Below are 25,016 nucleotides of genomic sequence, written 5' to 3' on the forward strand. Positions count from 1 at the left end.
CACCCGGAGGCTTCGTACAGATTTCAACTTCTTAGGTAGAATCCATACATGGAGACCGAGACCGCAACCCGCTGGCTGACCGACGCGGAGCAGTGCGCCTGGCGCACCCATCTGGATGTCAACAAACTGCTGACGCACCAGCTGGAGAAAGACCTTCAGCCGTTCGGCCTGACCATGAACGACTACGAGATCCTGGTGTATCTCTCGGAGTCGGCGGAACGGCGCATGCGGATGAGTGACCTCGCGGCCACCACGCTCCAGTCCAAGAGCCGGCTCTCCCATCAGATCACCAGGATGGAGACCGCGGGGCTGGTCCGCCGCGAGAACTGCGAGTCCGACCGGCGCGGGCTCTACGCGGTCCTGACGGACCAGGGGATGGAGACCATGCAGAAGGTCGCGCCGCACCATGTCGCGTCCGTACGGAAGCACTTCATCGATCTGCTCACGCCCGAGGCGCTGGCGGAGCTGCGGGCGTCGCTGACGCCGGTGGCCGAGCAGTTGCGCGGACGGCGCGGCAGGAGCTGATACGGCTGATACGGGGGTGGCCGCCGGGCCCCGGTCGAGGGCCCGGCCGCCGCGCTGCCCGGCTCAGGCGCCGGTGGTGTTCGCGCCGTCCGCCCCGGGCAGGCGCAGCTCGAACTGGGCGCCGCCCTCCGGAGCCCGGCCCACCGTGAGCGTGCCGTCATGGCGCGCGGCCACATCGCGCGCGATGGCCAGCCCGAGACCGGCGCCGCCGTCGTCACGGCTGCGCGCGTCGTCGAGCCGTACGAACCGCTCGAAGATCCGCTCGCGCTCCGCCTCCGGCACCCCGGAGCCGTCGTCGGCGACCGCGAGCACCACCTGACCGCCCGCCCGGTACACGGACGCGGTGACCGACGCGAGCGCGTGACGCTGGGCGTTGTCGAGCAGATTGCCCAGCACCCGGGCCAACTGACCACGTGAACCCGCGACTTCGAGCCCCGGCCGGACATCGAGCGTGACCGGGATACGGTCCGTGGCCCGCTGCGAGACCTCCTCGCGCACCAACGCGCCCAGGTCGAACCGCGCCCGGCCCGGCCGCTCCCCCGCGTCCAGCCGGGCCAGCAGCAGCAGATCCGCGGCGAGCTGCTGGAGCCGTACGGTGTCCGCGACCGCGCCCGGCACATCCAGCAACTCCGGGTGGGCGTCGCCCACTTCGAGCTGGGTACGGAGCGAGGCGATGGGGCTGCGCAGTTCGTGCGAGGCGTCCGCGACAAAGCGGCGCTGCCGCTCGACGGCGGCCTCCAGCGCGGTGAGGGTCTCGTTGGTCGTACGGGCCAGCCTGGCCACCTCGTCGTCCGAGGCGGGCTCGGGCACCCGCCGGGAGAGATCCGTCGAGGCGGTGATGGCCGCCATCTCGCGCCGGATGCCCTCCACGGGCCGGAACGCCCGCCGGGTCACCAGCCAGGTCACTCCCCCGACGACCAGCAGCAGGACGGGGAGCCCCAGCAGCATGGAGACGGTGGTCGTGTTGACCGCGGTCTGCCGGTCCGCGAGCGAGGCGCCCGCGTGGACGACGACCGTCTCGCCCGCGCGGTCGGTCACCTCGACCTTGGCGAAGCGGTAGTCACCGGTCTTGCCGTCGACCGTCGCGCCGCCGTCGGTGTAGGAGGTGCGGTCGCTGATCTCGCCGACCGCGGGGTCGTCGTCGCCACCGCTGTCGTCGCCGCCCTTGTCGTCGCCCCCGTGGTCGTCGCCGGATCCGTGGTCGTCATCGTCGTCACCGGGCGCGGCGGTGCCCCCCGGGGCGGGGCTCTTCGCAGGGGTCACCGCGGACACCCCCGTACCGCTGATCCGCTGGAGGTCCTCGCTCGCTATGAGCAGCCGGCCGGCCTCGTCGGTCACCTGGACGGGGTGCTCCACGTCGTCCGGCAGGTCGAGCCCCGCGTACGACGACTGGTCGGGCACCAGGGAGGCGATGTCCAGGGCGACTTCGCGCGCCGCCGCGTCGGCACTCCGGTTCGCCTGGCCGGTGAGGTTCGAGCGGAGCGAGAGGACGACCGCGATCCCGGCGGCCACCAGCGCGACCGCCACGACGGCCGTCGCGCCGAGCGAGGCCCTGGCCCGTACGGAGGACGCGAACCGGCGTCCGCCCGCGCTCATGACGCGACCAGCCGGTACCCGGCGCCGCGCACCGTCTGGATGGCCGGGGCGCCGAGCTTGCGCCGCAGGGCGCTGATGTAGACCTCGATGATGTTGGGGTCGCCGTCATAGGCGAAGTCCCAGACGTGCTCCAGGATCTCGGGCTTGCCGACCACCTCCCCGGCCCGGACCGCCAGCTGTTCCAGGACGGCGAACTCCTTGGCGGTGAGCGCCACTTCGGTCCCGTCCCGGAAGACCCGGCGGGCGGCGGTGTCGACGCTGAGACCGCCGATCCGCAGCACGGGCGAGGCGCCGGCCGAACCACGGCGGCGCAGCAGGGCCTTGACCCGCGCGACGAGCACGAGATACGAGAACGGCTTGGTCAGATAGTCGTCGGCGCCGGTGTCCAGCCCCTCCGCCTCGTCGTACTCGCCGTCCTTCGCGGTGAGCATCAGGATCGGTACGTCATGACCGGCCGCGCGCAGGGCGGCGCAGACGCGGTAGCCGTTCATGCCGGGCAGCATGATGTCGAGTACGACCAGGTCGTACACGCCCTCGCCCGCCCGGTGCAGCCCTTCGAGGCCGTCGTGGACGACATCGACGGCGAAGCCCTCGGCTCTCAGCCCCTTGGCGAGCGACACCGCGAGCCGCTTCTCGTCCTCCACGATCAACAAGCGCATGGCCTCAGCTTCCCAAACGGAACCTGAAGATCACTTCAGGTGGCTTCAGGCTGGCTTCAGCTTCCCTCCGCCACATTGAAGTCGTTCCACACGGAGACGGACCGACTCGGGGAGGACCCCTCATGAAGCGCAATCTCGTCATCGCAGCCATCACCGCGGCGGCACTGATCGGCGGCGGCACCTACACGGCGGTCGCCATGGGAGGCGACGACAGCCGGGGAACCACGGGTACGGCGACGCCGCCGGCACCGGTCGCGCAGCTGGGGACGGGCTCGGACGACTCCGGGAACGACATCCTGGACGACTCCCAGGACGACTCCCAGGACAGGGGGAAGGACTCCACGGTGAAGCGGCAGCCGGCCGCCGGGAGCGGTACGGGCCTGACCGCGAGCGAGGCCGCCGCCGCGGCCCTGAAGGAGTACCCGGGCGCCGTGGCCTCCGTCGAGCGGGACGACGACGGCGAACGCCACTGGGAGATCGACCTGTTCGGCAAGGACAGCCGCCGGCACGAACTGCGGGTCGACGCCGCCACAGGCACGGTACGGGTCGACCGCGACGACGACGGGGACGACGACCACCGCGACGACCGTGCCGCGCTGCGCGCCGCCTCCGTGGATGTCCACCGCGCGATGGCCGCCGCCCTCGCCTCCGTACCCGGGACGGTGACCTCCGCCGAGATCGACGACGACCACAACGGCCGCTGGGAGATCGACGTCCGGGGCGAGGACGGCCGTACGCACGAGCTGAACGTCCACGCCAAGACCGGCAAGGTCACCGTGGACCGCGACGACGACAGCCGGGACGACCACGGTGACGACGACGGCCGCGACGACCGTTACGACGACTGAGCCCACAGACGCTCACCCGCACTCCGCCCGGCCACCACGGCCGGGCGGTCCGGTGCGTCGGGCCCCGCCCGTCACGCCCCGTCCGTCAGCCCCGCCACCAGTTCGTCCGCCGCCGTGTACGGGTCCAGCTCCCCCGCCACGATCCGCTCCGCCAGCGCGCCGAGCCGCCGGTCGCCGTGCAGATCGCCGATGCGCTCGCGCAGCGTGGTGACAGCGATGGTCTCCACCTCATGGGCGGCGCGGCGGGCGCGGCGCCGGGTGAGGGCGTCGTGCTCCTCCAGCCAGGCACGGTGCTTCTCCAGGGCCTCCACCACCTCGTCGATGCCCTCGCCCCGCGCGGCGACGGTCTTGATGATGGGCGGCCGCCAGTCGCCGGGGCCCCGGGATTCGCCGAGGCCCAGCATGTGGTTGAGCTCACGGGCCGTCGCGTCGGCGCCGTCGCGGTCCGCCTTGTTGACCACGTACACATCGCCGATCTCCAGGATCCCGGCCTTCGCCGCCTGGATGCCGTCGCCCATGCCGGGCGCGAGCAGCACCACGGAGGTGTCGGCCTGGGAGGCGATCTCGACCTCCGACTGGCCGACCCCGACGGTCTCCACCAGGATCACGTCACAGCCCGCCGCGTCCAGCACCCGGATCGCCTGCGGGGCGGCCCAGGCCAGGCCGCCGAGATGGCCGCGGGTGGCCATGGAGCGGATATAGACACCGGGGTCGGAGGCGTGCTCGGACATCCGGACGCGGTCACCGAGCAGCGCTCCGCCGGAGAAGGGGGACGAGGGGTCGACGGCCAGGACCGCGACCCGCTTGCCCGCCTTGCGGTACGCGGAGACCAGCGCGGAGGTCGAGGTCGACTTGCCGACACCGGGCGATCCGGTCACGCCGATGACGTACGCGTTGCCCGCGAGCGGTGCCAGCGCGGCCATCACCTCGCGCAGCTGCGGGGACGCCCCCTCGACCAGTGAGATCAGCCGGGCCACGGCCCGCGGCCGGCCCTCCCGTGCCTGAGCCACCAGCTCGGGGACGTCCTGCATCACAGCTCCGTTCCTTCGGTCGGTATCCGCACCGGTACCGCTTCGTCCCGCTCGGTTCCTACTTGGCCACGCGCACGATCAGCGCGTCGCCCTGGCCGCCGCCGCCGCACAGCGCCGCCGCGCCGGTCCCGCCGCCGCGCCGCTTAAGCTCCAGCGCGAGATGGAGGACGAGCCGGGCGCCGGACATGCCGATGGGGTGTCCGAGGGCGATCGCGCCGCCGTTCACATTCACCTTTTCCGGGGAAACCCCGAGGTCCTTCATTGACTGCACCGCGACGGCCGCGAACGCCTCGTTGATCTCAATGAGGTCGAGGTCCTCGACGCCGAGGCCCTCCTTCTTCAGGGCGTGCTGGATCGCGTGCGACGGCTGGGACTGGAGCGAGTTGTCCGGGCCCGCCACATTGCCGTGCGCGCCGATCTCCGCGATCCACTCAAGGCCCAGCTCCTGGGCCTTGGCCTTGCTCATCACCACGACCGCCGCCGCGCCGTCGGAGATCTGCGAGGACGTGCCGGCCGTGATCGTGCCGTCCTTGGCGAACGCGGGCCGCAGCCTGGCCAGGGACTCCACAGTCGTCTCGGCGCGGATGCCCTCGTCCTGCGCGAACAGCACCGGATCGCCCTTGCGCTGCGGGATCTCGATGGGGGTGATCTCGGCCTCGAAGACCCCGTTCTTCTGGGCCGCCGCGGCCCGCTGGTGGGAGAGGGCGCCGAACTCGTCCTGCGGGGCGCGCGCGATGCCCAGCCGGGTGTTGTGCTTCTCCGTCGAGGCGCCCATGGCGATCTCCTCGAACGAGTCGGTCAGTCCGTCGTACGCCATGGAGTCGAGCATCTCCATCGCTCCGTACTTGTAGCCCTCACGGGACTTGGGGAGCAGATGCGGGGCGTTGGTCATCGACTCCTGGCCGCCCGCGACCACCACCTCGAACTCGCCGGCGCGGATCAGCTGGTCGGCCAGCGCGATCGCGTCGAGTCCGGAGAGACAGACCTTGTTGACGGTGAGCGCGGGGACGCTCATCGGGATGCCGCCCTTGACCGCGGCCTGACGTGCCGGGATCTGCCCTGCCCCGGCCTGCAGCACCTGGCCCATGATCACGTACTGCACCTGGTCGCCGCTGATCCCGGCCCGGTCCAGCGCCGCCTTGATCGCGAAGCCGCCCAGCTCCGCGCCGGAGAAGGACTTCAGCGAGCCCAGGAGCCGCCCCATGGGGGTGCGGGCGCCCGCGACGATCACAGACGTGGTGGTGTTCGTATCCGACATGAGACGCGATCCCCTTTGCGTACAGCTGAGGAGTGAACGAGGGTTTACTTTCAATGTACTGAGCGGTTCTCCCGTGGGTCATCAGGCAGCGCGTGTGATCGCGCGCACGTTGCGTAATCACCGCGGTACCGCTGCACTGTCCCCATGCTGACGCGAATCGACCACATCGGAATCGCCTGCTTCGACCTCGACAAGACCGTCGAGTTCTACCGGGCGACCTACGGCTTCGAGGTCTTCCACACCGAGGTCAACGAGGAGCAGGGCGTCCGGGAGGCCATGCTCAAGATCAACGAGACGTCCGACGGCGGGGCTTCGTACCTCCAGCTCCTCGAATCCATCCGGGAGGATTCGGCCGTCGGGAAATGGCTGGCGAAGAACGGCGAGGGCGTTCACCACATCGCGTTCGGTACGGCGGATGTCGACGGTGACGCCCAGTCGGTCCGTGACAAGGGCGTACGCGTTCTGTACGACGAGCCGCGCACCGGCTCCATGGGCTCCCGCATCACGTTCCTCCACCCCAAGGACTGCCACGGCGTACTCACAGAACTGGTCACCTCCCGCCCGGAGCACTGACCTTAAGGATTCCCGGCCCGGTAGAGTGGGGCGCTCCGGGCCGGGGCCGGGCCGGGGCCGCGCCCCTGCCGTAGATCTGTCACCATTCCCCGGGGGGCCGTTCGCCGCGAACGGTGCTCAATTGGGCAGTTGCGACCAGGGGACGGATGGGACCGCGCAGTGCGGGGCTACGAACGCCAGGAGAGCCACCGAGCTGACGACGACCACCTCTCGCGGTTCGAAGCCGAGATGGACCGGCTGAAGACCGCGCGGGAGAAGGCCGTCCAGCACGCCGAGGACCTCGGTTACCAGGTCGAGGTCTTGCGCGCCAAGCTCCACGAGGCGCGCCGTACGCTGGCGACCCGTCCCTCGTCGTACGACAGCGGGGACCTCGGCTATCAGGCCGAACAGCACCTGCGCAACGCCCAGATGCAGGCGGAGCAGATGCGCGCGGACGCCGAGCGCGAGCTGCGGGACGCGCGCGCCCAGACGCAGCGCATCCTCCAGGAGCACGCCGAGCACCAGGCCAGGCTCCAGGCCGAGCTGCACGCCGAGGCCGTCCAGCGCAGGCAGCGGCTCGACCAGGAGCTGGCGGAGCGCCGGCAGACCGTCGAGTCGCATGTCAACGAGAACGTCGCCTGGGCCGAGCAGCTGCGTGCCCGTACCGAATCCCAGGCCCGGCGGCTGCTCGACGAGTCCCGCGCCGAGGCGGAGCAGTCCCTGGCCGCCGCCCGCGCGGAGGCCGCCCGGGTCACCGAGGAGGCGCGGCGGCGGCTGGGCGCCGATTCCGAGGCCGCCCGTTCGGAAGCGGAAGCGATCCTGCTGCGGGCCCGCAGGGACGCCGAGCGGCTGCTGAACGCCGCCTCCTCGCAGGCGCAGGAGGCCACCACCCACGCCGAGCAGCTGCGTACGTCCACGACCGCCGAGGCCGACCAGGCCCGCCAGCAGGCCGCCGAGCTGGGCCGCGCGGCCGAGCAGCGGATGCAGGAGGCGCAGGAGCGGCTGCGGGAGGCCCGCGCCGAGGCGGAGAAGGTCGCCGCGGAGGCCAAGGAGACCGCCGTCAAGCGGCTGGCCGCCGCCGAGTCGCAGAACGAGCAGCGCACGCGTACCGCCAAGTCGGAGATCGCGCGGCTGGTCGGCGAGGCGACGAAGGAGGCCGAGGCCACCAAGGAAGAGGCCGAGCAGGCGCTCGCCGACGCCCGCGCGCAGGCCGAGAAGCTGGTCGCGGAGGCCGCCGAGAAGGCCCGTACGGTCGCCGCCGAGGACACCGCGGCCCAGCTGGCCAAGGCGGCCCGTACCGCCGAAGAGGTGCTGACCAAGGCGTCCGCCGACGCGAAGGCCACCACCAAGTCCGCGAGCGAGGAGGCCGAGCGGATCCGCCGCGAGGCCGAGGCCGAGGCGGACCGGCTGCGCGGCGAGGCGGCGGAACAGGCCGACCAGCTCAAGGGCGCGGCCAAGGACGACACCAAGGAGTACCGCGCCAAGACGGTCGAGCTCCAGGAGGAGGCCCGCAGGCTGCGCGGCGAGGCCGAGCAGCTGCGGTCCGAGGCGGTCGCGGAGGGCGAGCGGATCCGCGGCGAGGCGCGCCGCGAGGCCGTCCAGCAGATCGAGGAGGCGGCCAGGTCCGCCGAGGAACTGCTGACGAAGGCCAAGGCGGACGCCGACGAGCTGCGCTCCGGCGCCACCACCGAGAGCGAGCGGGTACGCACCGAAGCCATCGAGCGCGCCACGACGCTGCGCCGGCAGGCCGAGGAGACCCTGGAGCGCACCCGCGCCGAGGCCGACCGGCTGCGCGCCGAGGGCGAGGAGCAGGCCGAGGCCACCAAGGCCGCCGCCGAACAGGCCGCGGCCGAGCTGCGCGAGGAGACCGAGCGGGGCGTCGAGTCCCGTAAGGCCGAGGCCGCCGGCGAGCTGACGCGGCTGCACACGGAGGCCGAACAGCGGCTGTCCTCCGCCGAGGAGGCGCTCACCGACGCCCGCGCCGAGAGCGAGCGGATCCGGCGGGAGGCCGCCGAGGAGACCGACCGGCTGCGTGCCGAGGCCGCCGAGCGGATCCGTACGCTCCAGGCGCAGGCCGAGCAGGAGGCGGAGCGGCTGCGTGACGAGGCCGCCGCCGACGCCTCGCAGTCCCGCGCCGAGGCGGAGACCGCGGCCGTACGGCTGCGCTCCGAGGCCGCCACGGAGGCGGAGCGGCTCAAGAACGAGGCGCAGGAGAGCGCCGACCGGATCAGGAGCGAGGCCGCCGCCGCGGCCGAGCGGGTGGGCACCGAGGCCGCCGAGGCGCTCGCCGCCGCGCAGGAGGAGGCGACCCGCCGCCGCCGCGAGGCCGAGCAGACGCTGACAGCCGCCCGCGCGGAGGCGGACCAGGAGCGCGAGCGGGCCCGCGAGCAGAGCGAGGAACTGCTCGCCTCGGCCCGCAACCGGGTCGAGGAGGCGCAGACCGAGGCGCAGCGGCTGGTCTCGGAGGCGGACTACCGCGCCACGGAACTGGTGGCCGCCGCCGAGCAGACCGCCCAGCAGGTACGGGACTCCGTCGCCGGTCTCCAGGACCAGGCCGAGCAGGAGATCGCCGGACTGCGGGCCGCCGCCGAGCACGCGGCGGAGCGGACGAAGACGGAGGCGCGGGAGGAGGCCGACCGGGTACGCGCGGACGCGTACGCCGAGCGGGAGCGCGCCACCGAGGACGCCAACCGGATCCGGCTGCGGGCCCAGGAGGAGGCGGACGCCGCGCAGGCGCTCGCCGAACGCACCGTCGGCGAGGCGATCGCGGAGGCGGAGCGGCTGCGTGCCGACACCGCCGAGTACGCGCAGCGGGTACGGACCGAGGCGTCGGACTCGCTCGCCTCGGCGGAGCAGGACGCGGCCCGCGCCCGTGCCGAGGCCCGCGAGGACGCCAACCGGATGCGCGGCGACGCCGCGGGCCAGGCCGACCGGCTCATCGGCGAGGCCACCAGCGAGGCCGAGCGGATGCGCGCGGAGGCCGCCGAGACGGTGGGCGCCGCGCAGCAGGCCGCCGAGCGGCTGCGGGCCGAGGCCGAGCAGTTCAAGCGGGAGACCGAGGCCGCCTCGGAACGGCTCAGGAACGAGGCCCAGGAGGAGACGGACTGGCTCCTGGACGAGGCGCGCAAGGACGCGGCCAAGCGCCGCTCGGACGCCGCCGAACAGGCTGACCAGCTCATCAACAAGGCCCGGGAAGAGGCGCTTCGGGCCGCCACCGAGGCCGAGACGCAGGCCGATACGATGGTGGGGGCCGCCCGCAAGGAGGCGGGCCGTATCACCGCGGGGGCGACCGTCGAGGGCAACTCCCTGGTGGAGAGGGCCCGTACGGACGCGGACGAACTGCTCGTCGGCGCGCGCCGGGACGCGACGGCCGTCCGGGACCGGGCCGAGGAGCTGCGCGTGCGTGTCGAGGGCGAGATCGAGCAACTGCACGAGCGGGCCAGGCGCGAGACGTCCGAGCAGCTGAGAACCGCGGGAGAGCGCGTCGACAATCTGATGAAGGCGGCCAACGAGCAGCGCGCGGAGGCCGATGCGAAGGCCAAGACGCTGGTGGCCGAGGCCAATTCGGAGGCGAGCAAGGTCCGGATCGCCGCCGTGAAGAAGGCCGAGGGGCTGCTCAAGGAAGCCGAGCTGAAGAAGGCCGAACTCATCAGGGAAGCCGAGAAGTTGCGTGCGGACGCCGCCCAGCAGGCCAAACAGACGGTCGACGACGGCAAGCGCGAACTCGATGTGCTGGTCCGCAGACGGGAGGACATCCAGGCCGAGATCTCCCGTGTTCAGGACGTGCTCGAAGCGCTGGAATCGTTCGAGGCACCTGCCGTGCCCGCGAAGGACAACCCCGTCAAGGCGGGTGCGGCGGCGGGGACCACCCGTTCGAGTGGAAAATCTTCCGACAGCTAGTGCCGTGACGCGGCCGACATGGCCCGGAGACGCACTTGCCACTCAAAAGGCTGGACATTCTCCATATCAAACCTGCATCAGCTCGATGACACGCCGCTTCGGCCCCTAGGATTCCCCCTATCACCTCACCGGTCTCATTCGACAGGAACCCCATGAGCGACACTTCCTCCCCATTCGGCTTCGAGCTCGTGCGGCGTGGTTACGACCGCGGTCAGGTGGACGACCGCATTACCAAACTCGTCGCCGACCGTGACAGTGCCCTGGCCCGCATCACCTCTCTGGAAAAGCGCATCGAGGAGCTCCACCTCGAAACGCAGAACGCCCAGGCCCAGGTCAGCGACGCGGAGCCGTCGTACGCCGGCCTCGGCGCCCGCGTCGAGAAGATCCTCCGCCTCGCCGAGGAGGAGGCGAAGGACCTGCGCGAGGAGGCCCGCCGCGCGGCCGAACAGCACCGCGAGCTGGCCGAGTCGGCGGCGCAGCAGGTGCGCAACGACGCCGAGTCGTTCGCCTCGGAGCGCAAGGCCAAGGCCGAGGACGAGGGCGTCCGTATCGTCGAGAAGGCGAAGGGTGACGCCGCTACGCTGCGCTCGGAGGCGCAGAAGGACGCGCAGTCCAAGCGCGAGGAGGCCGACGCGCTCTTCGAGGAGACCCGCGCCAAGGCCGCCCAGGCCGCCGCGGACTTCGAGACGAACCTCGCCAAGCGGCGTGAGCAGTCGGAGCGCGATCTGGCGTCGCGTCAGGCGAAGGCCGAGAAGCGTCTGGCCGAGATCGAGCACCGCGCCGAGCAGCTGCGTCTGGAGGCCGAGAAGCTGCGTACGGACGCGGAGCGCCGGGCGCGTCAGACCGTCGAGACGGCCCAGCGTCAGTCCGAGGACATCGTGGCGGACGCGAACGCCAAGGCCGACCGGATCCGCAGCGAGTCGGAGCGCGAGCTGGCGGCGCTCACCAACCGCCGCGACTCGATCAACGCCCAGCTGACCAACGTCCGCGAGATGCTGGCCACGCTGACCGGTGCCGCGGTGGCCGCCGCCGGCACCCCGGCCGACGACGAGCCGATCTCGCGCGGCGTCCCGGCCCAGCAGTCCCGCTGACCCAGGGCGACCGCCCGGTCGGAGACCGCTTTCCGATCGGACAACGATCGCGCAACGCCCCTCGCCACTCCGGTGGCGGGGGGCTTTGTGCCGTCTTAGGTTGGTCCGCATGATCGAGGTCCACGGGCTCACCAAACGCTTCGGCCGCACGGTGGCGGTCGATCAGCTCTCCTTCCAGGTGAGACCGGGGGTGGTGACGGGCTTTCTGGGCCCCAACGGCGCGGGCAAGTCGACCACGATGCGGATGATGCTCGATCTGGACAACCCGACCAGCGGTTCGGTGCGGATCGACGGCAGGCACTACCGCGAGCTGGCGGAGCCGCTCAAGCACATCGGGGCGCTGCTGGAGGCCAGGGCGATGCACGGCGGGCGCACCGCGTACAACAATCTCCTCTGTCTGGCGCAGAGCAATCGCATCCCGGCGAGCCGGGTGACCGAGGTGCTGGACATGGTCGGGCTGAGTGCCGTCGCGAAGAAGAAGCCGAAGGGTTTCTCCCTCGGAATGGGGCAGCGGCTGGGGATCGCCTCTGCGCTGCTGGGCGATCCCGAGATCCTGATGTTCGACGAACCGGTGAATGGTCTGGACCCCGAAGGCATCCACTGGGTACGCAATCTGATGAAGGCTCTGGCCCGCGAGGGACGCACGGTCTTCGTCTCCAGCCATCTGATGAGCGAAATGGCGCTGACCGCCGACCATTTGATCGTGATCGGCCAGGGCCGGCTGCTGGCGAACACGTCGATGGCCGACTTCATCCAGGAGAACTCCCGCAGTTACGCGCGGCTGCGCTCGCCGGAGCGCGCGCGGCTCGAAGAGGCCCTGCGCGACGAGGGGTTCACCGTGGTCGAGGCGGAGGGCGGCCTGCTGGAGGTCGACGGGGCGTCCACCGAGGAGTTGGGGGAACTGGCCGCGCGGCACGGGATCGTGCTGCACGAGCTCAGTTCCGAGCGCGCCTCGCTCGAAGAGGCGTTCATGCGGATGACGGCGGAGTCCGTGGAGTATCACGCCCACGCGGGGCCGCGATGGGGCATGGACCAGCCGGGCGAGGACCGGCGGGGCGAGGGGGTCTGACATGGCATCGGTACCGGCGGTCCTCCAGTCGGAGTGGACCAAGATCCGTACGGTCTCCTCCACGACCTGGACGCTGATCAGCGCCCTCGTGGTGACCGTGGCCCTGGGCGCCGCGCTGTCCGCGGTGGTGAACTCCCAGTTCGGGGATCTCTCCCCGGAGGAGCGGGCCACCTTCGACCCGACGTACACCAGCTTCTCGGGGATGGTCCTCGGCCAGCTGGCGATGGTGGTCTTCGGGGTGCTGGTGGTCGGCTCCGAGTACACCTCGGGCATGATCCGCACCTCGCTGGCCGCCGTACCCCGGCGCGGCACGTTCCTCTTCTGCAAGATCCTGGTGGCCGGGGTGCTGGCGCTGGTGGTCGCGGTGCTGACCGGATTCCTCGCGTTCTTCGTCGGGCAGGCGCTGCTCGGCGAGCACGGTACGACCATCGGCGAGCCGAACGTGCTGCGCGCGGTGACCGGCAGCGGGCTGTACATGACGCTGATCGCGCTCTTCTCGATGGGGATCGCGGCGATGCTGCGCAGCTCGATCCTCTCGCTCGGCATCCTGATGCCGTTCTTCTTCCTGGTCTCGCAGATCCTGGCGGCCGTTCCCGGCGCCAAGGAGGTCGCCCGGTACTTCCCCGACCAGGCCGGCCGCCAGATCACCCAGGTCGTCCCGAACGCGCTGAACTCCAGTCCGGCCCCCTACGGGCCGTGGGCCGGTCTCGGGATCATGGCGCTGTGGGTGCTGGCGGCGCTGGCGGGCGGATACGCGGTCATGAAGAAGCGGGACGCGTAGGCTCGTGCCGAGGGGATATGGCTCCCTCGCGGCATCCCGTACGAGGGAATCACCCGGCGACGCCCCGTCGTAACGACTTGGCTGGAACCGTCAAGGCATAGATATCCTCGTAACTCTTACGGGGGCTTTAGGTCAGGAACGGCCACTGCCCCGACGACCTGACCTGTCGATGGGGCTGGAGAATGATCGAGGCAGTCGGCCTGACGAAGCGCTACGGCGCCAAGACGGCCGTGTACAACCTTTCCTTCCAGGTACGGCCCGGATACGTCACCGGGTTCCTGGGCCCCAACGGTTCCGGCAAGTCGACGACGATGCGGATGATCCTCGGGCTGGACCGGCCGACCGCCGGCGAGGTACGGGTCGGCGGACATCCCTTCCGGCAGCTGCCGAACGCTCCGCGCCAGGTGGGCGCGCTGCTCGACGCGAAGGCGGTGCACGGCGGGCGCAGCGCGCGCAATCATCTGCTGTCGCTGGCCCAGCTCTCCGGGATCCCGGCCGCGCGGGTCGACGAGGTGCTCGGGGTCGTCGGCCTCCAGGATGTGGCCAAGAAGCGTTCCAAGGGCTTCTCGCTCGGTATGGGCCAGCGGCTCGGGATCGCGGCGGCGCTGCTCGGCGATCCGCAGGTGCTGCTGTTCGACGAGCCGGTGAACGGGCTGGACCCCGAGGGCATCCTCTGGGTCCGGAATCTGATGAAGCAGCTGGCCTCCGAGGGCCGTACCGTCTTCGTCTCGTCGCATCTGATGAGCGAGATGGCGGTGACCGCCGACCATCTGATAGTGATCGGGCGCGGTCAGCTGCTCGCCGATATGACGATCAAGGATTTCATCTCGGCCAACTCCGCGGACTTCGCTCGCGTACGCACCCCGGAGACCGATCCGCAGCGGCGCGAGAAGCTGACCACGGCGCTCGCCGAGGCGGGCGGCCAGGTGCTGTCCGAGCCGGACGGGGCTCTGCGGGTCACGGGGCTGCCGCTGCCGAGGATCAGCGATCTGGCGCACGAGGCGGAGGTACGCCTCTGGGAGCTCTCGCCGCACCAGGCCTCGCTGGAGGAGGCGTACATGCGGATGACCCAGAGCGCCGTGGACTACCGCTCGACGGCCGACGCGCTGGCCGGCTTCGAGCCGCCGTACCAGCCCGGCTACGGGCCCCCGCAGGGCTCGGTGGCGCCCGTCGTCCCTGAGGTGCCGCAGCAGGGCTGGTACGCCCCGCCGCCGCCCGGTGCCAACCCGTACGCGGGCGCTCCCCCGGCCTCGGCACCGACGTCGGCACCCGCGTCGGCACCCGCGTCCGCACCGCCGGCCGCTCCCGCGGCGGCGCCCGCCGCAGACATGACGAAGAGCGACAGCAACGAGGACGCCCGATGACGACCCCGTACCAGCAGCCTCCGCAGCCCCAGACGCCGCAGCAGTCCCCGCAGTGGCAGGGCGGCCCCTCGGCCGGCTACACCTCGCCGATCCCGGTCCGCCGGGCCCATCTCGGCGACGCCCTGGCCTCCGAGTGGACGAAGCTCCGTTCCGTACGGTCCACGATGTGGACCCTCGGCGTCATGATCGTGCTGATGCTGGGCATCGGCCTGCTCACCGCCCTGGTGATCTCCACCGTCTCCAGCGAGCCGGAGATTCCCAGCGGCCAGGAAGTGCTCTCCCTCGGGTTCTTCGGTGTGCTGCTCGGCTCGATGTGCGTGATCACGCTGGGCGTGCTGACGATCGCCTCGGAGTACGGCACGGGCATGATCCGTACGACCCTCACCGCCTGCCCGAGCCGGGGCCGGGTGCTGGTGGCCAAGTCGCTGGTCTTCTTCCTGCTGGTCTTCGTGATCTCGATGGTGATCACGATGACCGTGTCGGCGCTCCAGCTCTCGATCCTGGGCGCGCAGTCGCCCGACGGCGGAGCCTGGCTGCGGGCGACGGCCGGGGTCAGCCTCTATCTGGCGACGCTCGGGCTGCTCTCGCTGGCGATCGGCACGCTGATCCGGCACTCCGCCGGGGCGATCACCATCATGATCGGTGTGGTGCTGCTGCCGCTGGTGCTGGCGATGTTCATGTTCTCGGACTCGCTCACGGCGCTGCGCGAGTTCATGTTCGACTACTCGATCCCGAACCAGATGGCGGCGTTCTACAGCGACAGTATCCGCGTCTCCGGGCCGTCGGGCTGGGAGCCGCTGTGGATCCTGCTGGGCGTGACGGCGGTCGCGATGGTGGCGGCGTTCTTCTCGCTCGACAAGCGCGACGTCTGATCCGTCCCGCGTTCTGCCGGTGACCGGCGTCCGGTCAGTACTTCGGCGCGTTACGGGACCGCTGCACCCGCGTGGTGCGGCGGTCCTTCGCGTTCCAGCACGCCTGGTGCCAGTGCCGACGGTCGTCGACACCGCCGTACTCCGGCCAGGCCACCACATGCGGCACCGCGCCGGGGATCTCCTGGTCGCAGCCGGGGCAGCGGTAGCGTTTGCCCGCGGCGCTCGCCCCGGCGACATGGCGCACCGACCAGTTCTCGCCCTCCCAGAACTCCGACCGCTGGAAGCCGCCGTACCGGTCCCCCGCCTCGCCTGCTCGCTCGGTCGGGTTCTCGCCGCCTCGGGGGCGGTTGCGGCGCGGGGACACAGGACACCTCACGGGGCAGACAGCACGGTTCCGCTCCAGCCTACGGCCCGCGACATGGGGTACACGTCCCTCGCGGCGTGAGTCCGCCATGCGTACGGACGGCACTGACCGGACAATCGCAAGAATTTCCAAAGCGGGCCGTGCCTTTGGCACGTGTCAGACGTTGTTGCCAGTAGGGGGAGTCGCGTCGGCCGCAAGGAGGCAGAAGGCGATGCGTGTTGGAGCTTTTGTACTGGCCGCCCAGTTCCCGGGCCAGGGACAGGGGGAGGCGCTGCACCGTGCGGTGCGCACCACGGAGCTGGCGGAGGAATCCGGGCTCGACTCGGTCTGGCTCGCCGAGCACCATTTCGTGCCGTACGGCGTCTGTCCGTCGGCCGTGACCCTGGCCGGCGTGCTCCTCGGCCGTACCCGCCACATCCGGGTGGGGACGGCGGTCAGCGTGTTGCCGAACGTACATCCGGTGGCGCTGGGCGAGCAGGCGGCGCTGCTGCATCTCGTCTCCGGCGGCCGGTTCACGCTCGGTGTGGGGCGCGGCGGCCCCTGGGTCGATCTGGAGGTCTTCGGCACCGGCCTGCGGGCCTACGAGGAGGACTTCCCGGAATCCCTCGCCCTGTTGCTGCGCTGGCTGCGCGAGCCGCGCGTGGAGGCGTCGGGGGAACGGTTCCGCTTCCGCGAGGTCCCCGTCGTACCGCGCCCCGACGAGCTGATCGAACCGAGCACGGGCCCCGAGACCGTCATGGCCTGCACCTCCCCCAAGAGCGTCAGACTCGCCGCCGAACACGGCCTGCCGATGCTGCTCGGCATGCACTGCGGCGACGAGGAGAAGGCGGAGATGGTCGCCCTGTGGCGTACGCACGCGCGCGCGGCGGGCCGTGCGGCGGACGAGATCGCCGGCGCCGCGCATGTGTCGGCCGGGGTGGCGCAGATCGCCGAAGGCCGCGCGGAGGCGACCGAGACGCTCGTCAAGGCGATGCCCGGCTGGCTGCGCCAGGGCCTGGGCGCCCATGTCACGGTCGACGGAAGAATCCGCGCGATGCGGGACCCTGTGGAGTACACCGAACTGCTCTGCGGCCTCCACCCGGTGGGCCCGCCCCGGCTGGCCGCGGACCGGCTGGCGGCCACCGCGGAGCGCACCGGCATCACCCGCTTCGCCCTGCTCGTGGAAGGCTCGGGCGATCTGGCGACGACGGAGGAGAACGTACGGCGGCTGGGCGCGGACGTACTGCCCCAACTCGCCTGAGCGACGCTGCCGCTCCGACACCATGGCCACCGGACACGGTGCGGAGCGGCAGCAAGAGGCGTCAGCAGTCCCGGAGTTCGGGTGACTGGTTGAGCAACTGGGCCCTCACCGAGGTGAAGCGGGCCAGCCGCTCGTCGACCGAGGAGTCCAGCGGGAACACCGCGACACGGTGGCAGTTCTGGAATGCGAGACGCACCCCGAAGTGCCGCTGCAGCGCGCCGCGAATGGCATCACTCGCGAGCGCGCGCAACAGCTGACCACGTGCTTGCTCGTCCGGCGGGGGCGTCTGGTTGTCGGCGAACTGTCCACCGTCCACCTTCAGCTGTGCCACCAGAGAACTGATCATCTCCCATGCGTAGGGCAGGGAGGTCCGGACGCAGTCGACGAAAGCCGCTTCGTCGACCTCGCCTCGCTCGGCCTGATCCAACAGCGCCGGTGAGACGTCGAGCGACATGGGTTCTCCTCTCGCGACCCCGGGAGGCGGGGTCTTACGGGCAGGGAAGGAGGCGACGACGACGCAGCGTGCACGACCGGCGACCTCCTGCATCCACGTTAGGCGCGCTGTCCGGACCACACCAGCAGAATGGGAACACAACCGGCCAACAACGAACGGGGCTTCCGGGGCGAATCGCGCGCGGTGGCGGCAGTCGAGTAGCGTTGCCGACCATGCGCCTCGTCATTGCCCGCTGCTCCGTCGACTACGCGGGCCGGCTCACCGCCCACCTGCCCTCCGCACCCCGCCTCATCCTGGTCAAGGCCGACGGAAGTGTGTCGATCCACGCCGATGACCGGGCGTACAAACCCCTCAACTGGATGTCACCGCCCTGCACGCTGAAGGAAGGCGCCGACGCGGACGCCGGTGTGTGGACCGTCGTGAACAAGGCGGGCGAAAAATTGATCATCACCATGGAGGAGGTCCTCCACGATTCCTCGCACGAACTGGGCGTCGATCCCGGCCTCATCAAAGACGGCGTAGAAGCACACCTTCAGGAGCTGCTGGCCGACCGGATCGAGACGCTCGGCGAGGGCTACACGCTGATCCGCCGCGAGTACCCGACGGCGATCGGGCCGGTGGACATCCTGTGCCGGGACGCGGACGGCGTGACGGTGGCGGTGGAGATCAAGCGGCGCGGTGAGATCGACGGCGTGGAACAGCTGACGCGCTACCTGGAGCTGCTGAACCGGGATCCTCATCTGGCGCCGGTGCGGGGGGTGTTCGCGGCGCAGGAGATCAAACCGCAGGCGCGGGTGCTGGCGACGGACCGGGGTATTGGGTGTGTGGTGCTGGACTACAACGGGCTGAGGGGCATCGAGGACGACAAGTTGCGGTTGTTCTGACGGGTCGCCGTCTGGCGGTGCGCTTCCCGGCGGGGGGGGCGTGGGCGCGGTGCGCCTCCCGGCGGGGGGTCGTGGTGCGGGTCGCGGTGTCTCGTGCCGGGTGCCGGGGCGGTGCGCCGTCCGGCGGGGGTACGGGTGCGTCGTCGTGGTGCCGGGTGCCGGGGCGGTGCGCCGTCCGGCGGGGGTACGGGGTGCGGGGTGCGTTGTGGTGCGGGGCGCGGTGGGTGGTGCCGGGTGCCGGGGTCTCCGGAGGTGCGTGTCCGGACTGCTTTCCTCACCGCGCTCCGCGCGAGCTGCGACGCTTTACGTCCGGACACGCACCTCCTCCGACCCCGACCCCCTCCCCCCGGCGGTGAGTTCGAGGGACAGCGCGCCGTGGAGCCGGGTCCAGAAGGTCAGGGCCCGGTGGAGGGTCGCCGGTGAGGCCGGGTGGTCGCCCGCCCACTGGCGGTGGTCTTCGAGGTGCGTGGCGAACGGCGTCGTGGGACGGTCCGAGGGTTGGGCGGTGTAGGCGTCGAGCAGGGTCGCCATGATCTCGGAGGAGATGGCGGTGATGTCGTCGGGCGCGTGGTAGCCCGGGACGGGTGTGCCGTAGATGAGGAAGTACCGGTGGGGGTCGGCCAGCGCCCATGCCCGCAGGGCGTGCGCCAGCCCGGCCACGTCGGCGCCGGAGTCGTGGGCCGCGCGGATGGTGTCCGCGAGGCTTCGGTACGCGTCCCTGATGAGCTCGGTGATCAGCTCGTCGCGGCCGGCGAAGTACCGGTAGAGCGCGGGGCCGCTCATGCCCATCTGCTTGGCGATCGCGTTGAGGGAGAGCGCTGACGCCCCCGCCGTGGCGATCTGCTCCCACGCGCGTTCCTTGACCTCCGCGCGCACCTGACCGCGGTAGCGCTCGCGTGGGGTCTTCGTGCCCGGTTCTGCCATGACCTGCCACCTTCCACACCTGCGCGACTACATCATCAAGATTTAGTTAGAGGCTATCACGCGACCTATTGACACTCCCCTGTCGTGGCGTTACAACTTATAACGAACGCGAGATCAAGTAACGGAGGTCGTCATGAACGCTGAAGGACTCGTCGAGGTCGTCCTGCCGGGCAAGGTGGAGCCGGAAGGGCTGCAGATCCGGCGCGGAGCCGTCCCCGCCGCGGGCCCGGGGCAGGTCGTGATCCGGATGGAGGCGACCGGGATCTCCTTCGCCGAGCAGCAGATGCGCCGCGGCAAGTACTACGACCAGCCGGCGTTCCCCTTCGTGCCCGGGTACGACCTGGTCGGCACGGTGGTGGCGACCGGCGAGGGCGTCGAACCGGACCTGGCAGGCACCCGGGTGGCCGCGCTGGTCAAGGTCGGCGGCTGGGCCAGCCATGTGCTCGTCGACGCGGCGGACGCGGTCGAGGTTCCCGCCGGAATCGGCGCGGCGGAGGCGGAGACCCTGGTGGTCAACGGCATCACCGCCTGGCAGATGCTGCACCGCAAGGCACGGATCCGCGCGGGGCAGACCATCGTGGTGCACGGCGCCAACGGCGGCGTCGGCTCGGTCCTGATCCAACTCGCCCACGCCGCAGGCGTGAAGGTGATCGGTACGGCGTCAGCCCGCCACCACGACGCCCTGCGGGAACGGGGCGTCACTCCGATCGACTACCGCACCGAGGACGTCGCCGCGCGGGTCCGCGAGCTGGCCCCCGCTGGGGTGGACGCCGTCTTCGACCACGTCGGCGGCCGGGGCATCGTCGATTCCTGGAGCCTCCTCGCGCCCGGCGGCACGCTCGTCTCGTACGGCAGCGCCTCCACCCGGGACGACGAGGGCTCCAAGCAGTGGCCCGTGCTCAAGCTGCTCGGCCGGGTGTGGCTGTGGAACGCGCTGCCCAACCGCCGCCGCGCGTACTTCTTCAACGTCTGGGCCGGGCGCGCCCTGGCCAAAGCTCGGTTCCGGGCCCGGCTGCGCTCCGACCTCACCCAGGTCTTCGCCGCCCTCCAGCGCGGTGACGTCACCGCCCAGATCGCCGCCCAACTGCCGCTCACCCGCGTCGCGGACGCCCTGCGGCTGGCCGAGTCCGGCACCGTCGCCGGAAAGGTCGTGCTGAACCCGTAGCGCATGTCCAGCCGGCCACGGGCCGCTTGTGCGGGCGGTGAAGGGGGCGCGCAGGGGTCGTGTCCGGGACACTGAAGCGTGATGCGTGGCGCCCGACCGCCCGTCTTCTGACTGTGGGCAGCTGCGCGCCGTACGGGGTTCTGGGGGTTGTCCCCCGGGAAAGCACAGCATGCCGTCCCGGGCGCGAGCCCCGGAGCGCCACCCGGCGACAACCCGCACCCGGAGAGCGGCGTCGGCCAACGACGACGACGCCCTCCGGACCCGCCTGCTACGCCGGACCCGGCTCCGGCGACGCCTCCGACAGCGCCGGGTTCGGGCCGCTCACCGTCGTTTGAGGTGACGACGGCGGCGGCGCCGTGTCCGAGGGCTCCTCCGTCGGCTCGTCGCTCGGGCTCGGCGGCGGGGACGACGGCGGGGTCGGCGGGCTGCTCGGTGGCTTGCTCGGGGAGGTCGGGGGCTTCGACGGAGGCTTTGAGGGGCTGCCCGGCTCTGACGGGGTGTCACCGGGCGACGAGGCGCTGTCCGACGGCGTGCCCGAGGGGGACGCCGAGTCGGACGGGCTCGCGCTGTCCGAGGGGACGGCGCTTCCCGAGGTGCTCGGCGCGGGGAGTTGGGCGTCCGGGTTCGGGGGCGCCTCGTCGACGGGCTGGTCGGCCGGCAGGTCGCCTTCGCCGTTGTCCGCGTCCGGGGACTGTTCCGTACGGACTTTGTCCGTCTGGGTGTTGTCGCTTCCTGAGGTCGCGCCCAGCGTCACCACCGTGCCCAGCACGGCCGCGAGCACCGCGCCCGCTCCCGCCGCGACCAGGTTGCGGCGGGCACCGAGCGCCGGGCGGCGGCGGAGGGGTACGGACACCGGGGCGGTGCCGGGTCCGAGCGCCGGGGGCTCGCGCCGGGTGACCAGCGTCACGCTCTCTTCCGGGACCGAAGGCAGGGCCACCTCGGGGACGAACCCCGGCCCCGAGCCCAACGGCACCGCCTCGCCCGCACCCGGCGGCAACGCCGCCCTCGCCGACGTACCCGGCCGTCCGCCCTCGCGGTCCGTGACCAGCGCCAGCGCCCTGCGTCCCGCGACCGTGCCGACCTTGTCGGCGACGGCCCCGCGCATCCCGATCGACGCCTCCAGCTCCGCGCGGGCCCTGTCCAGATTTCCTACGCAGAGCGCGAGGACGCCCAACTCGTGGTGGAAGTACGCCTCTTCCGCGACCTCACCGGCGATCCTGGCGGCCTCGGAGCCGGACCGCAGGACGCGCTCCCAGGCTCCCCAGTGCAGACCGGCCAGGAAGGCGGGCGCCGCGCTGCGGGCCAGCAGGACGGCCGCGCTCGGGTGTCCCGACTCCTGTCCCGGGACCAACGGGCCCATCGCCGCGAGGATGGCGTCCGCCTCGGCGGTGACGCGCTCCGGGGTGACCGAGGGGTGCCCCGCCCACCAGGCGTAGTGCTGGGCGGCGGTGTGCGCGTGGGCCACGGCGTCGTCCGCGTACCCCTTCGCCTCCAACTGCGCGGCGACGCCCGGGGCGAGCCGGTAGCGCGGGCCGACCGGGGTGAGGAGGCCGCAGCTCATCAGTTCGCCGAGCGCGGCGTCCGCGTGGGTGTCGCCCACCAGGGCCGGCAGATGCGCCTGGTGCGGGACTTCACCGCCGAGCGCGACCGCGAAGCGCAGCGTGGCGCGGGCGGCCTCGCTCAGCCGGGAGGCGAGCAGGACCGCGGGCGCGGCGCCCTCGCCGAGGGTGGGCAGCGGAATGTCGTAGCCGTCGGGGGTATGCGGCGGCGCGTCGTCGGAGATCCGCTCGAAGGGCCGCACAAAGGGCTCGAACTCGTCGGACGCCTCGGAGCTGCCGCGCAGTTGGTCGCGCTGGCGCAGCAGCGCGCCCGCCTGGACGAAGCGCACGGGGAGGCCCTCGGACTCGAACCAGAGGTCACCCGCCCAGTTCGCCTCCTCGTCGGTGAGGGCCCGTTCGACGACGCCCTCAAGCAGCTCCAGCGAGGAGCCGCGGCCGAGACCGCCGAGGGCGACCTCCTCCAGGCCCGCGTCCGCGGAGGGCGGTTCGGTGTCGGGGGTCGCGGCCAGCAGATAGGCGCATTCGGGGGTCGCGGCGAGGAGTTCGTCCAGCGCCTCCCCGCCCAGTTCCAGATCGTCCAGGACGACGACCGCGCCGATGTCATGGACCAGTTCGAGCAGTCCGGCGCGGTCGGGGCGGCAGAGCGCGGAGTGGTGGACGGCCGCGTACAGCTCGTACAGCAGCTCGGTGGTGGTGCGGCGGTGGCCGGAGAGGCGTACGACACCGTCGGGCGCGAGGTCCGCGCAGTCCGCGGCGACGACATCGAGCAGTGTGGTACGGCCGGAGCCCGGCGCGCCGGTGAGACGTACGGACCGGCCGCGCCCCAGCAGCCCCGCCAGCCGCTCGCGTTCCGCGCCACGCTCCAGCAACGGGAGGGGTGGTGCGGCGGGTCCCGGCGGTACGGAGGGCCGGCCCGCGCGCTGGAGATCGGCGCGTTCGGCGGCGGCGCGCCGCGCGGGGGCGTGGGGCTGTCGGCCGGGCGGGCAGAGCTCGATCTCGCTGCCGTCGATGGGGTTGACGGTGAGCAGGTACTCGCCGGAGATCAGCTGGACCGTGCGGGCGGGCGGCGGGGTGGTGACCGGCCCGGCGCCCTTGAGATGCGCCACGGCCGGCGTGACATGGGCGGGGGTGACATGGGAAGACGTGGCGGGCGTGACCGCGGGCACGATCTCGGCGCGCGCCGGACGTGCCGAGTCCGCGCTCTCACCCGCGCGTTCGTCGTGACCGTACTCTTCCGGTCCCCGGTCTATCGGGTCCATGGTGAAAAGCTCCCCAGATCGTGGCGTGCGATGCCCCCCGGCCTCACACGCCCATCTGTCGCTTCTGGTGCCGGTGTCTGCGTCCACGGGTCGGTCAATCGGCAGACGGGCCGAACCCTAGACCTCCGCAGGGTATCCGCGTATGCCGGGGTGCCACGCCGTCCAAGACATCACGTTCTCATGAGAATTGCGCGATGTGGGACGGTCAGACCCGAGGGAGCGATTCTGCGGCGATTCCGCCTTCGATGGCGAGAATGCGGTGCAATCGGGTCGCCACCAGCAGTCGCTGCATCTGCGGCGGGACACCGCGCAGCACAAGCCTACGGCCGCACCGCCCCGCGCGTCGGTGGGCTCCCATGATGACGCCGAGTCCCGTGGCGTCCCAGGAGTCCAGTGCGGTCAGGTCGAGCACCAGATCGCCGACGCCGTCGTCGACCGCCGAGTGCAGGACCGTACGGGCGTCCGCCGCGCTGCGTACGTCGAGGCGGCCCCCGACGACCAGCTCGGCGTGGTCGCCCCTGATGTGCATATGCGCTCCCCGAGAGTACTTTCCGTGCTCCGTAGTCTGTTCTGTCTTCCAACAACTGACTGCCGCGCGGCCCAAGAAGTTGCCGTCTGTAAGCGAACCGATATCGAATTCACCCTGTGGGGTGATATGTGCGTACCGGTGACGCGGCTCAGTGCTTGTAGAACCCCTGCCCGCTCTTGCGCCCGATGTCACCCGCGTCCACCATCCGGCGCATCAGCTCCGGCGGTGCGAACTTCTCGTCCTGCGACTCGGTGTAGATGTTGTCGGTCGCGTGGAGCAGGATGTCGACGCCCGTCAGGTCGGCGGTGGCGAGCGGGCCCATGGCGTGGCCGAACCCCAGCTTGCAGGCGATGTCGATGTCCTCGGCGGACGCGACGCCCGACTCGTAGAGCTTGGCGGCCTCGACGACGAGGGCGGAGATCAGCCGCGTGGTCACGAAGCCCGCCACATCGCGGTTGACGACGATGCAGGTCTTGCCCACCGACTCGGCGAACTCCCGAGCGGTGGCGAGGGTTTCGTCGCTCGTCTTGTAGCCGCGCACCAGCTCGCAGAGGCGCATCATGGGCACCGGCGAGAAGAAGTGCGTACCGACCACGCGTTCCGGGCGCCGGGTCGCGGCCGCGATCTTGGTGATCGGGATCGCCGAGGTGTTGGAGGCGAGGACGGCGTCGTCCCGTACGAGCTTGTCGAGCGTACGGAAGATCTCGTGCTTGACGTCGAGCTTCTCGAAGACGGCCTCGACGACGATGTCCGCGTCGGCGGCGGCGTCCAGATCGGTGGTCGTGGTGATCCGGGCGAGCGCCGCGTCGGCGTCGGCCTCTTCGAGCTTGCCCTTGGCGACGAACTTGCCGTACGAGGCCCTGATCGTGTCGATGCCCCGGGCCAGCGCCGCGTCGGTGACATCCCGCAGGACGACGTCCCAGCCCGCCTGCGCCGAGACCTGCGCGATACCGGACCCCATGAGTCCGGCCCCGATGACGGCGAGCTTCCGTGCCACGACGCACCCCACGTTTCTTGTTCGGCTTCTGTTCAGCCTTAACGCCTGTTTACTTTGCGCTCTCTGCCGGAGGTTAGCGGTCGCGGACGGCCAAG

Annotated in this window: 22 protein-coding genes; 12 read left to right on the forward strand and 10 right to left on the reverse strand. The window is 71.4% G+C overall.

The features are described from left to right. Positions 1 to 48: 48 nt before the first annotated feature. A complete protein-coding gene (locus IF11_RS0114360) occupies positions 49 to 525 on the forward strand; it encodes a MarR family winged helix-turn-helix transcriptional regulator (protein WP_030351956.1) in 477 nt (158 codons plus the stop codon). Between the two features lie 63 nt (positions 526 to 588). Here the strand turns inward: IF11_RS0114360 and IF11_RS0114365 are convergent, their stop codons facing one another. After that, the gene (locus IF11_RS0114365) at positions 589 to 2,121 is read right to left on the reverse strand and encodes a sensor histidine kinase (RefSeq protein WP_030351957.1); all 1,533 of its coding nucleotides are present in this window, start codon (positions 2,119 to 2,121) and stop codon (positions 589 to 591) included. Continuing rightward, positions 2,118 to 2,780, reverse strand: coding sequence for a response regulator transcription factor (locus IF11_RS0114370; protein ID WP_030351958.1), 663 nt, complete (start codon positions 2,778 to 2,780; stop codon positions 2,118 to 2,120). The genes IF11_RS0114365 and IF11_RS0114370 overlap by 4 nt, the downstream gene beginning before the upstream one ends. A gap of 122 nt (positions 2,781 to 2,902) precedes the next feature. Between IF11_RS0114370 and IF11_RS0114375 the strand changes: the two genes are divergently transcribed. Beyond that, a complete protein-coding gene (locus IF11_RS0114375; RefSeq protein ID WP_030351959.1) occupies positions 2,903 to 3,628 on the forward strand; it encodes a PepSY domain-containing protein in 726 nt (241 codons plus the stop codon). Positions 3,629 to 3,699: 71 nt separating this feature from the next. Here the strand turns inward: IF11_RS0114375 and meaB are convergent, their stop codons facing one another. Then, positions 3,700 to 4,659 carry a methylmalonyl Co-A mutase-associated GTPase MeaB gene (gene meaB / locus IF11_RS0114380; protein WP_030351960.1) on the reverse strand — a complete coding sequence of 320 codons (960 nt, stop codon included), beginning with the start codon at positions 4,657 to 4,659 and terminating at the stop codon, positions 3,700 to 3,702. Positions 4,660 to 4,717: 58 nt separating this feature from the next. Continuing rightward, complete coding sequence (locus IF11_RS0114385; RefSeq protein WP_030351961.1) at positions 4,718 to 5,917, reverse strand: acetyl-CoA C-acetyltransferase; 1,200 nt, start codon at positions 5,915 to 5,917, stop codon at positions 4,718 to 4,720. A gap of 144 nt (positions 5,918 to 6,061) precedes the next feature. Between IF11_RS0114385 and mce the strand changes: the two genes are divergently transcribed. The 7 genes from mce to IF11_RS0114420 all read left to right on the forward strand — a co-directional run bounded on the left by mce (position 6,062) and on the right by IF11_RS0114420 (position 15,546). Next, complete coding sequence (mce, locus tag IF11_RS0114390; RefSeq protein ID WP_030351962.1) at positions 6,062 to 6,490, forward strand: methylmalonyl-CoA epimerase; 429 nt, start codon at positions 6,062 to 6,064, stop codon at positions 6,488 to 6,490. 159 nt (positions 6,491 to 6,649) lie between these two features. Continuing rightward, positions 6,650 to 10,369: a polarized growth protein Scy gene (gene scy / locus IF11_RS0114395; RefSeq protein ID WP_030351963.1), complete on the forward strand. Its 3,720-nt coding sequence runs from the start codon at positions 6,650 to 6,652 to the stop codon at positions 10,367 to 10,369. A 152-nt stretch (positions 10,370 to 10,521) separates the two neighbouring features. Then, positions 10,522 to 11,460 carry a coiled-coil domain-containing protein gene (locus tag IF11_RS0114400; protein WP_030351964.1) on the forward strand — a complete coding sequence of 313 codons (939 nt, stop codon included), beginning with the start codon at positions 10,522 to 10,524 and terminating at the stop codon, positions 11,458 to 11,460. A 109-nt stretch (positions 11,461 to 11,569) separates the two neighbouring features. Further along, positions 11,570 to 12,529, forward strand: a complete 960-nt coding sequence (locus IF11_RS0114405; protein WP_051745888.1) for an ABC transporter ATP-binding protein — start codon at positions 11,570 to 11,572, stop codon at positions 12,527 to 12,529. Position 12,530: 1 nt separating this feature from the next. Continuing rightward, complete coding sequence (locus IF11_RS0114410; RefSeq protein ID WP_030351966.1) at positions 12,531 to 13,310, forward strand: ABC transporter permease; 780 nt, start codon at positions 12,531 to 12,533, stop codon at positions 13,308 to 13,310. A gap of 182 nt (positions 13,311 to 13,492) precedes the next feature. Continuing rightward, positions 13,493 to 14,674: an ABC transporter ATP-binding protein gene (locus tag IF11_RS0114415; protein ID WP_030351967.1), complete on the forward strand. Its 1,182-nt coding sequence runs from the start codon at positions 13,493 to 13,495 to the stop codon at positions 14,672 to 14,674. Then, on the forward strand, positions 14,671 to 15,546 hold the full coding sequence (locus IF11_RS0114420; RefSeq protein WP_030351968.1) for an ABC transporter permease subunit: 876 nt from the start codon (positions 14,671 to 14,673) through the stop codon (positions 15,544 to 15,546). Before IF11_RS0114415 ends, IF11_RS0114420 begins: the two co-directional genes overlap by 4 nt. 34 nt (positions 15,547 to 15,580) lie before the next feature. Here IF11_RS0114420 and IF11_RS0114425 read toward each other — a convergent pair whose 3' ends face one another. Continuing rightward, positions 15,581 to 15,910: a hypothetical protein gene (locus IF11_RS0114425; protein WP_030351969.1), complete on the reverse strand. Its 330-nt coding sequence runs from the start codon at positions 15,908 to 15,910 to the stop codon at positions 15,581 to 15,583. A 211-nt stretch (positions 15,911 to 16,121) separates the two neighbouring features. Here IF11_RS0114425 and IF11_RS0114430 point away from each other — a divergent pair, with 211 nt between their 5' ends. Beyond that, positions 16,122 to 17,150 carry an LLM class flavin-dependent oxidoreductase gene (locus IF11_RS0114430; RefSeq protein WP_030351970.1) on the forward strand — a complete coding sequence of 343 codons (1,029 nt, stop codon included), beginning with the start codon at positions 16,122 to 16,124 and terminating at the stop codon, positions 17,148 to 17,150. Positions 17,151 to 17,211: 61 nt separating this feature from the next. Here the strand turns inward: IF11_RS0114430 and IF11_RS0114435 are convergent, their stop codons facing one another. Beyond that, positions 17,212 to 17,604: an SCO5389 family protein gene (locus IF11_RS0114435; RefSeq protein ID WP_030351971.1), complete on the reverse strand. Its 393-nt coding sequence runs from the start codon at positions 17,602 to 17,604 to the stop codon at positions 17,212 to 17,214. 212 nt (positions 17,605 to 17,816) lie between these two features. Between IF11_RS0114435 and nucS the strand changes: the two genes are divergently transcribed. After that, a complete protein-coding gene (gene nucS / locus IF11_RS0114440) occupies positions 17,817 to 18,488 on the forward strand; it encodes an endonuclease NucS (protein WP_030351972.1) in 672 nt (223 codons plus the stop codon). 303 nt (positions 18,489 to 18,791) lie between these two features. Here nucS and IF11_RS0114445 read toward each other — a convergent pair whose 3' ends face one another. Continuing rightward, on the reverse strand, positions 18,792 to 19,412 hold the full coding sequence (locus tag IF11_RS0114445; RefSeq protein ID WP_051745889.1) for a TetR/AcrR family transcriptional regulator: 621 nt from the start codon (positions 19,410 to 19,412) through the stop codon (positions 18,792 to 18,794). Between the two features lie 133 nt (positions 19,413 to 19,545). Between IF11_RS0114445 and IF11_RS0114450 the strand changes: the two genes are divergently transcribed. Then, a complete protein-coding gene (locus IF11_RS0114450; protein ID WP_030351974.1) occupies positions 19,546 to 20,577 on the forward strand; it encodes a medium chain dehydrogenase/reductase family protein in 1,032 nt (343 codons plus the stop codon). Positions 20,578 to 20,845: 268 nt separating this feature from the next. Here IF11_RS0114450 and IF11_RS0114455 read toward each other — a convergent pair whose 3' ends face one another. From IF11_RS0114455 to IF11_RS0114465, 3 genes are all read right to left on the reverse strand, one after another. After that, entirely contained in the window at positions 20,846 to 23,395 is a 2,550-nt protein-coding gene (locus IF11_RS0114455; RefSeq protein ID WP_030351975.1) for an ATP-binding protein, read from the reverse strand. Positions 23,396 to 23,600: 205 nt separating this feature from the next. Next, positions 23,601 to 23,924, reverse strand: a complete 324-nt coding sequence (locus tag IF11_RS0114460) for an STAS domain-containing protein (protein WP_030351976.1) — start codon at positions 23,922 to 23,924, stop codon at positions 23,601 to 23,603. A 148-nt stretch (positions 23,925 to 24,072) separates the two neighbouring features. Beyond that, complete coding sequence (locus tag IF11_RS0114465; protein ID WP_030351977.1) at positions 24,073 to 24,921, reverse strand: 3-hydroxyacyl-CoA dehydrogenase family protein; 849 nt, start codon at positions 24,919 to 24,921, stop codon at positions 24,073 to 24,075. Positions 24,922 to 25,016 lie beyond the last annotated feature (95 nt).

The sequence above is a fragment of the Streptomyces scopuliridis RB72 genome (genome assembly GCF_000718095.1).
GTDB lineage: Bacteria > Actinomycetota > Actinomycetes > Streptomycetales > Streptomycetaceae > Streptomyces > Streptomyces scopuliridis.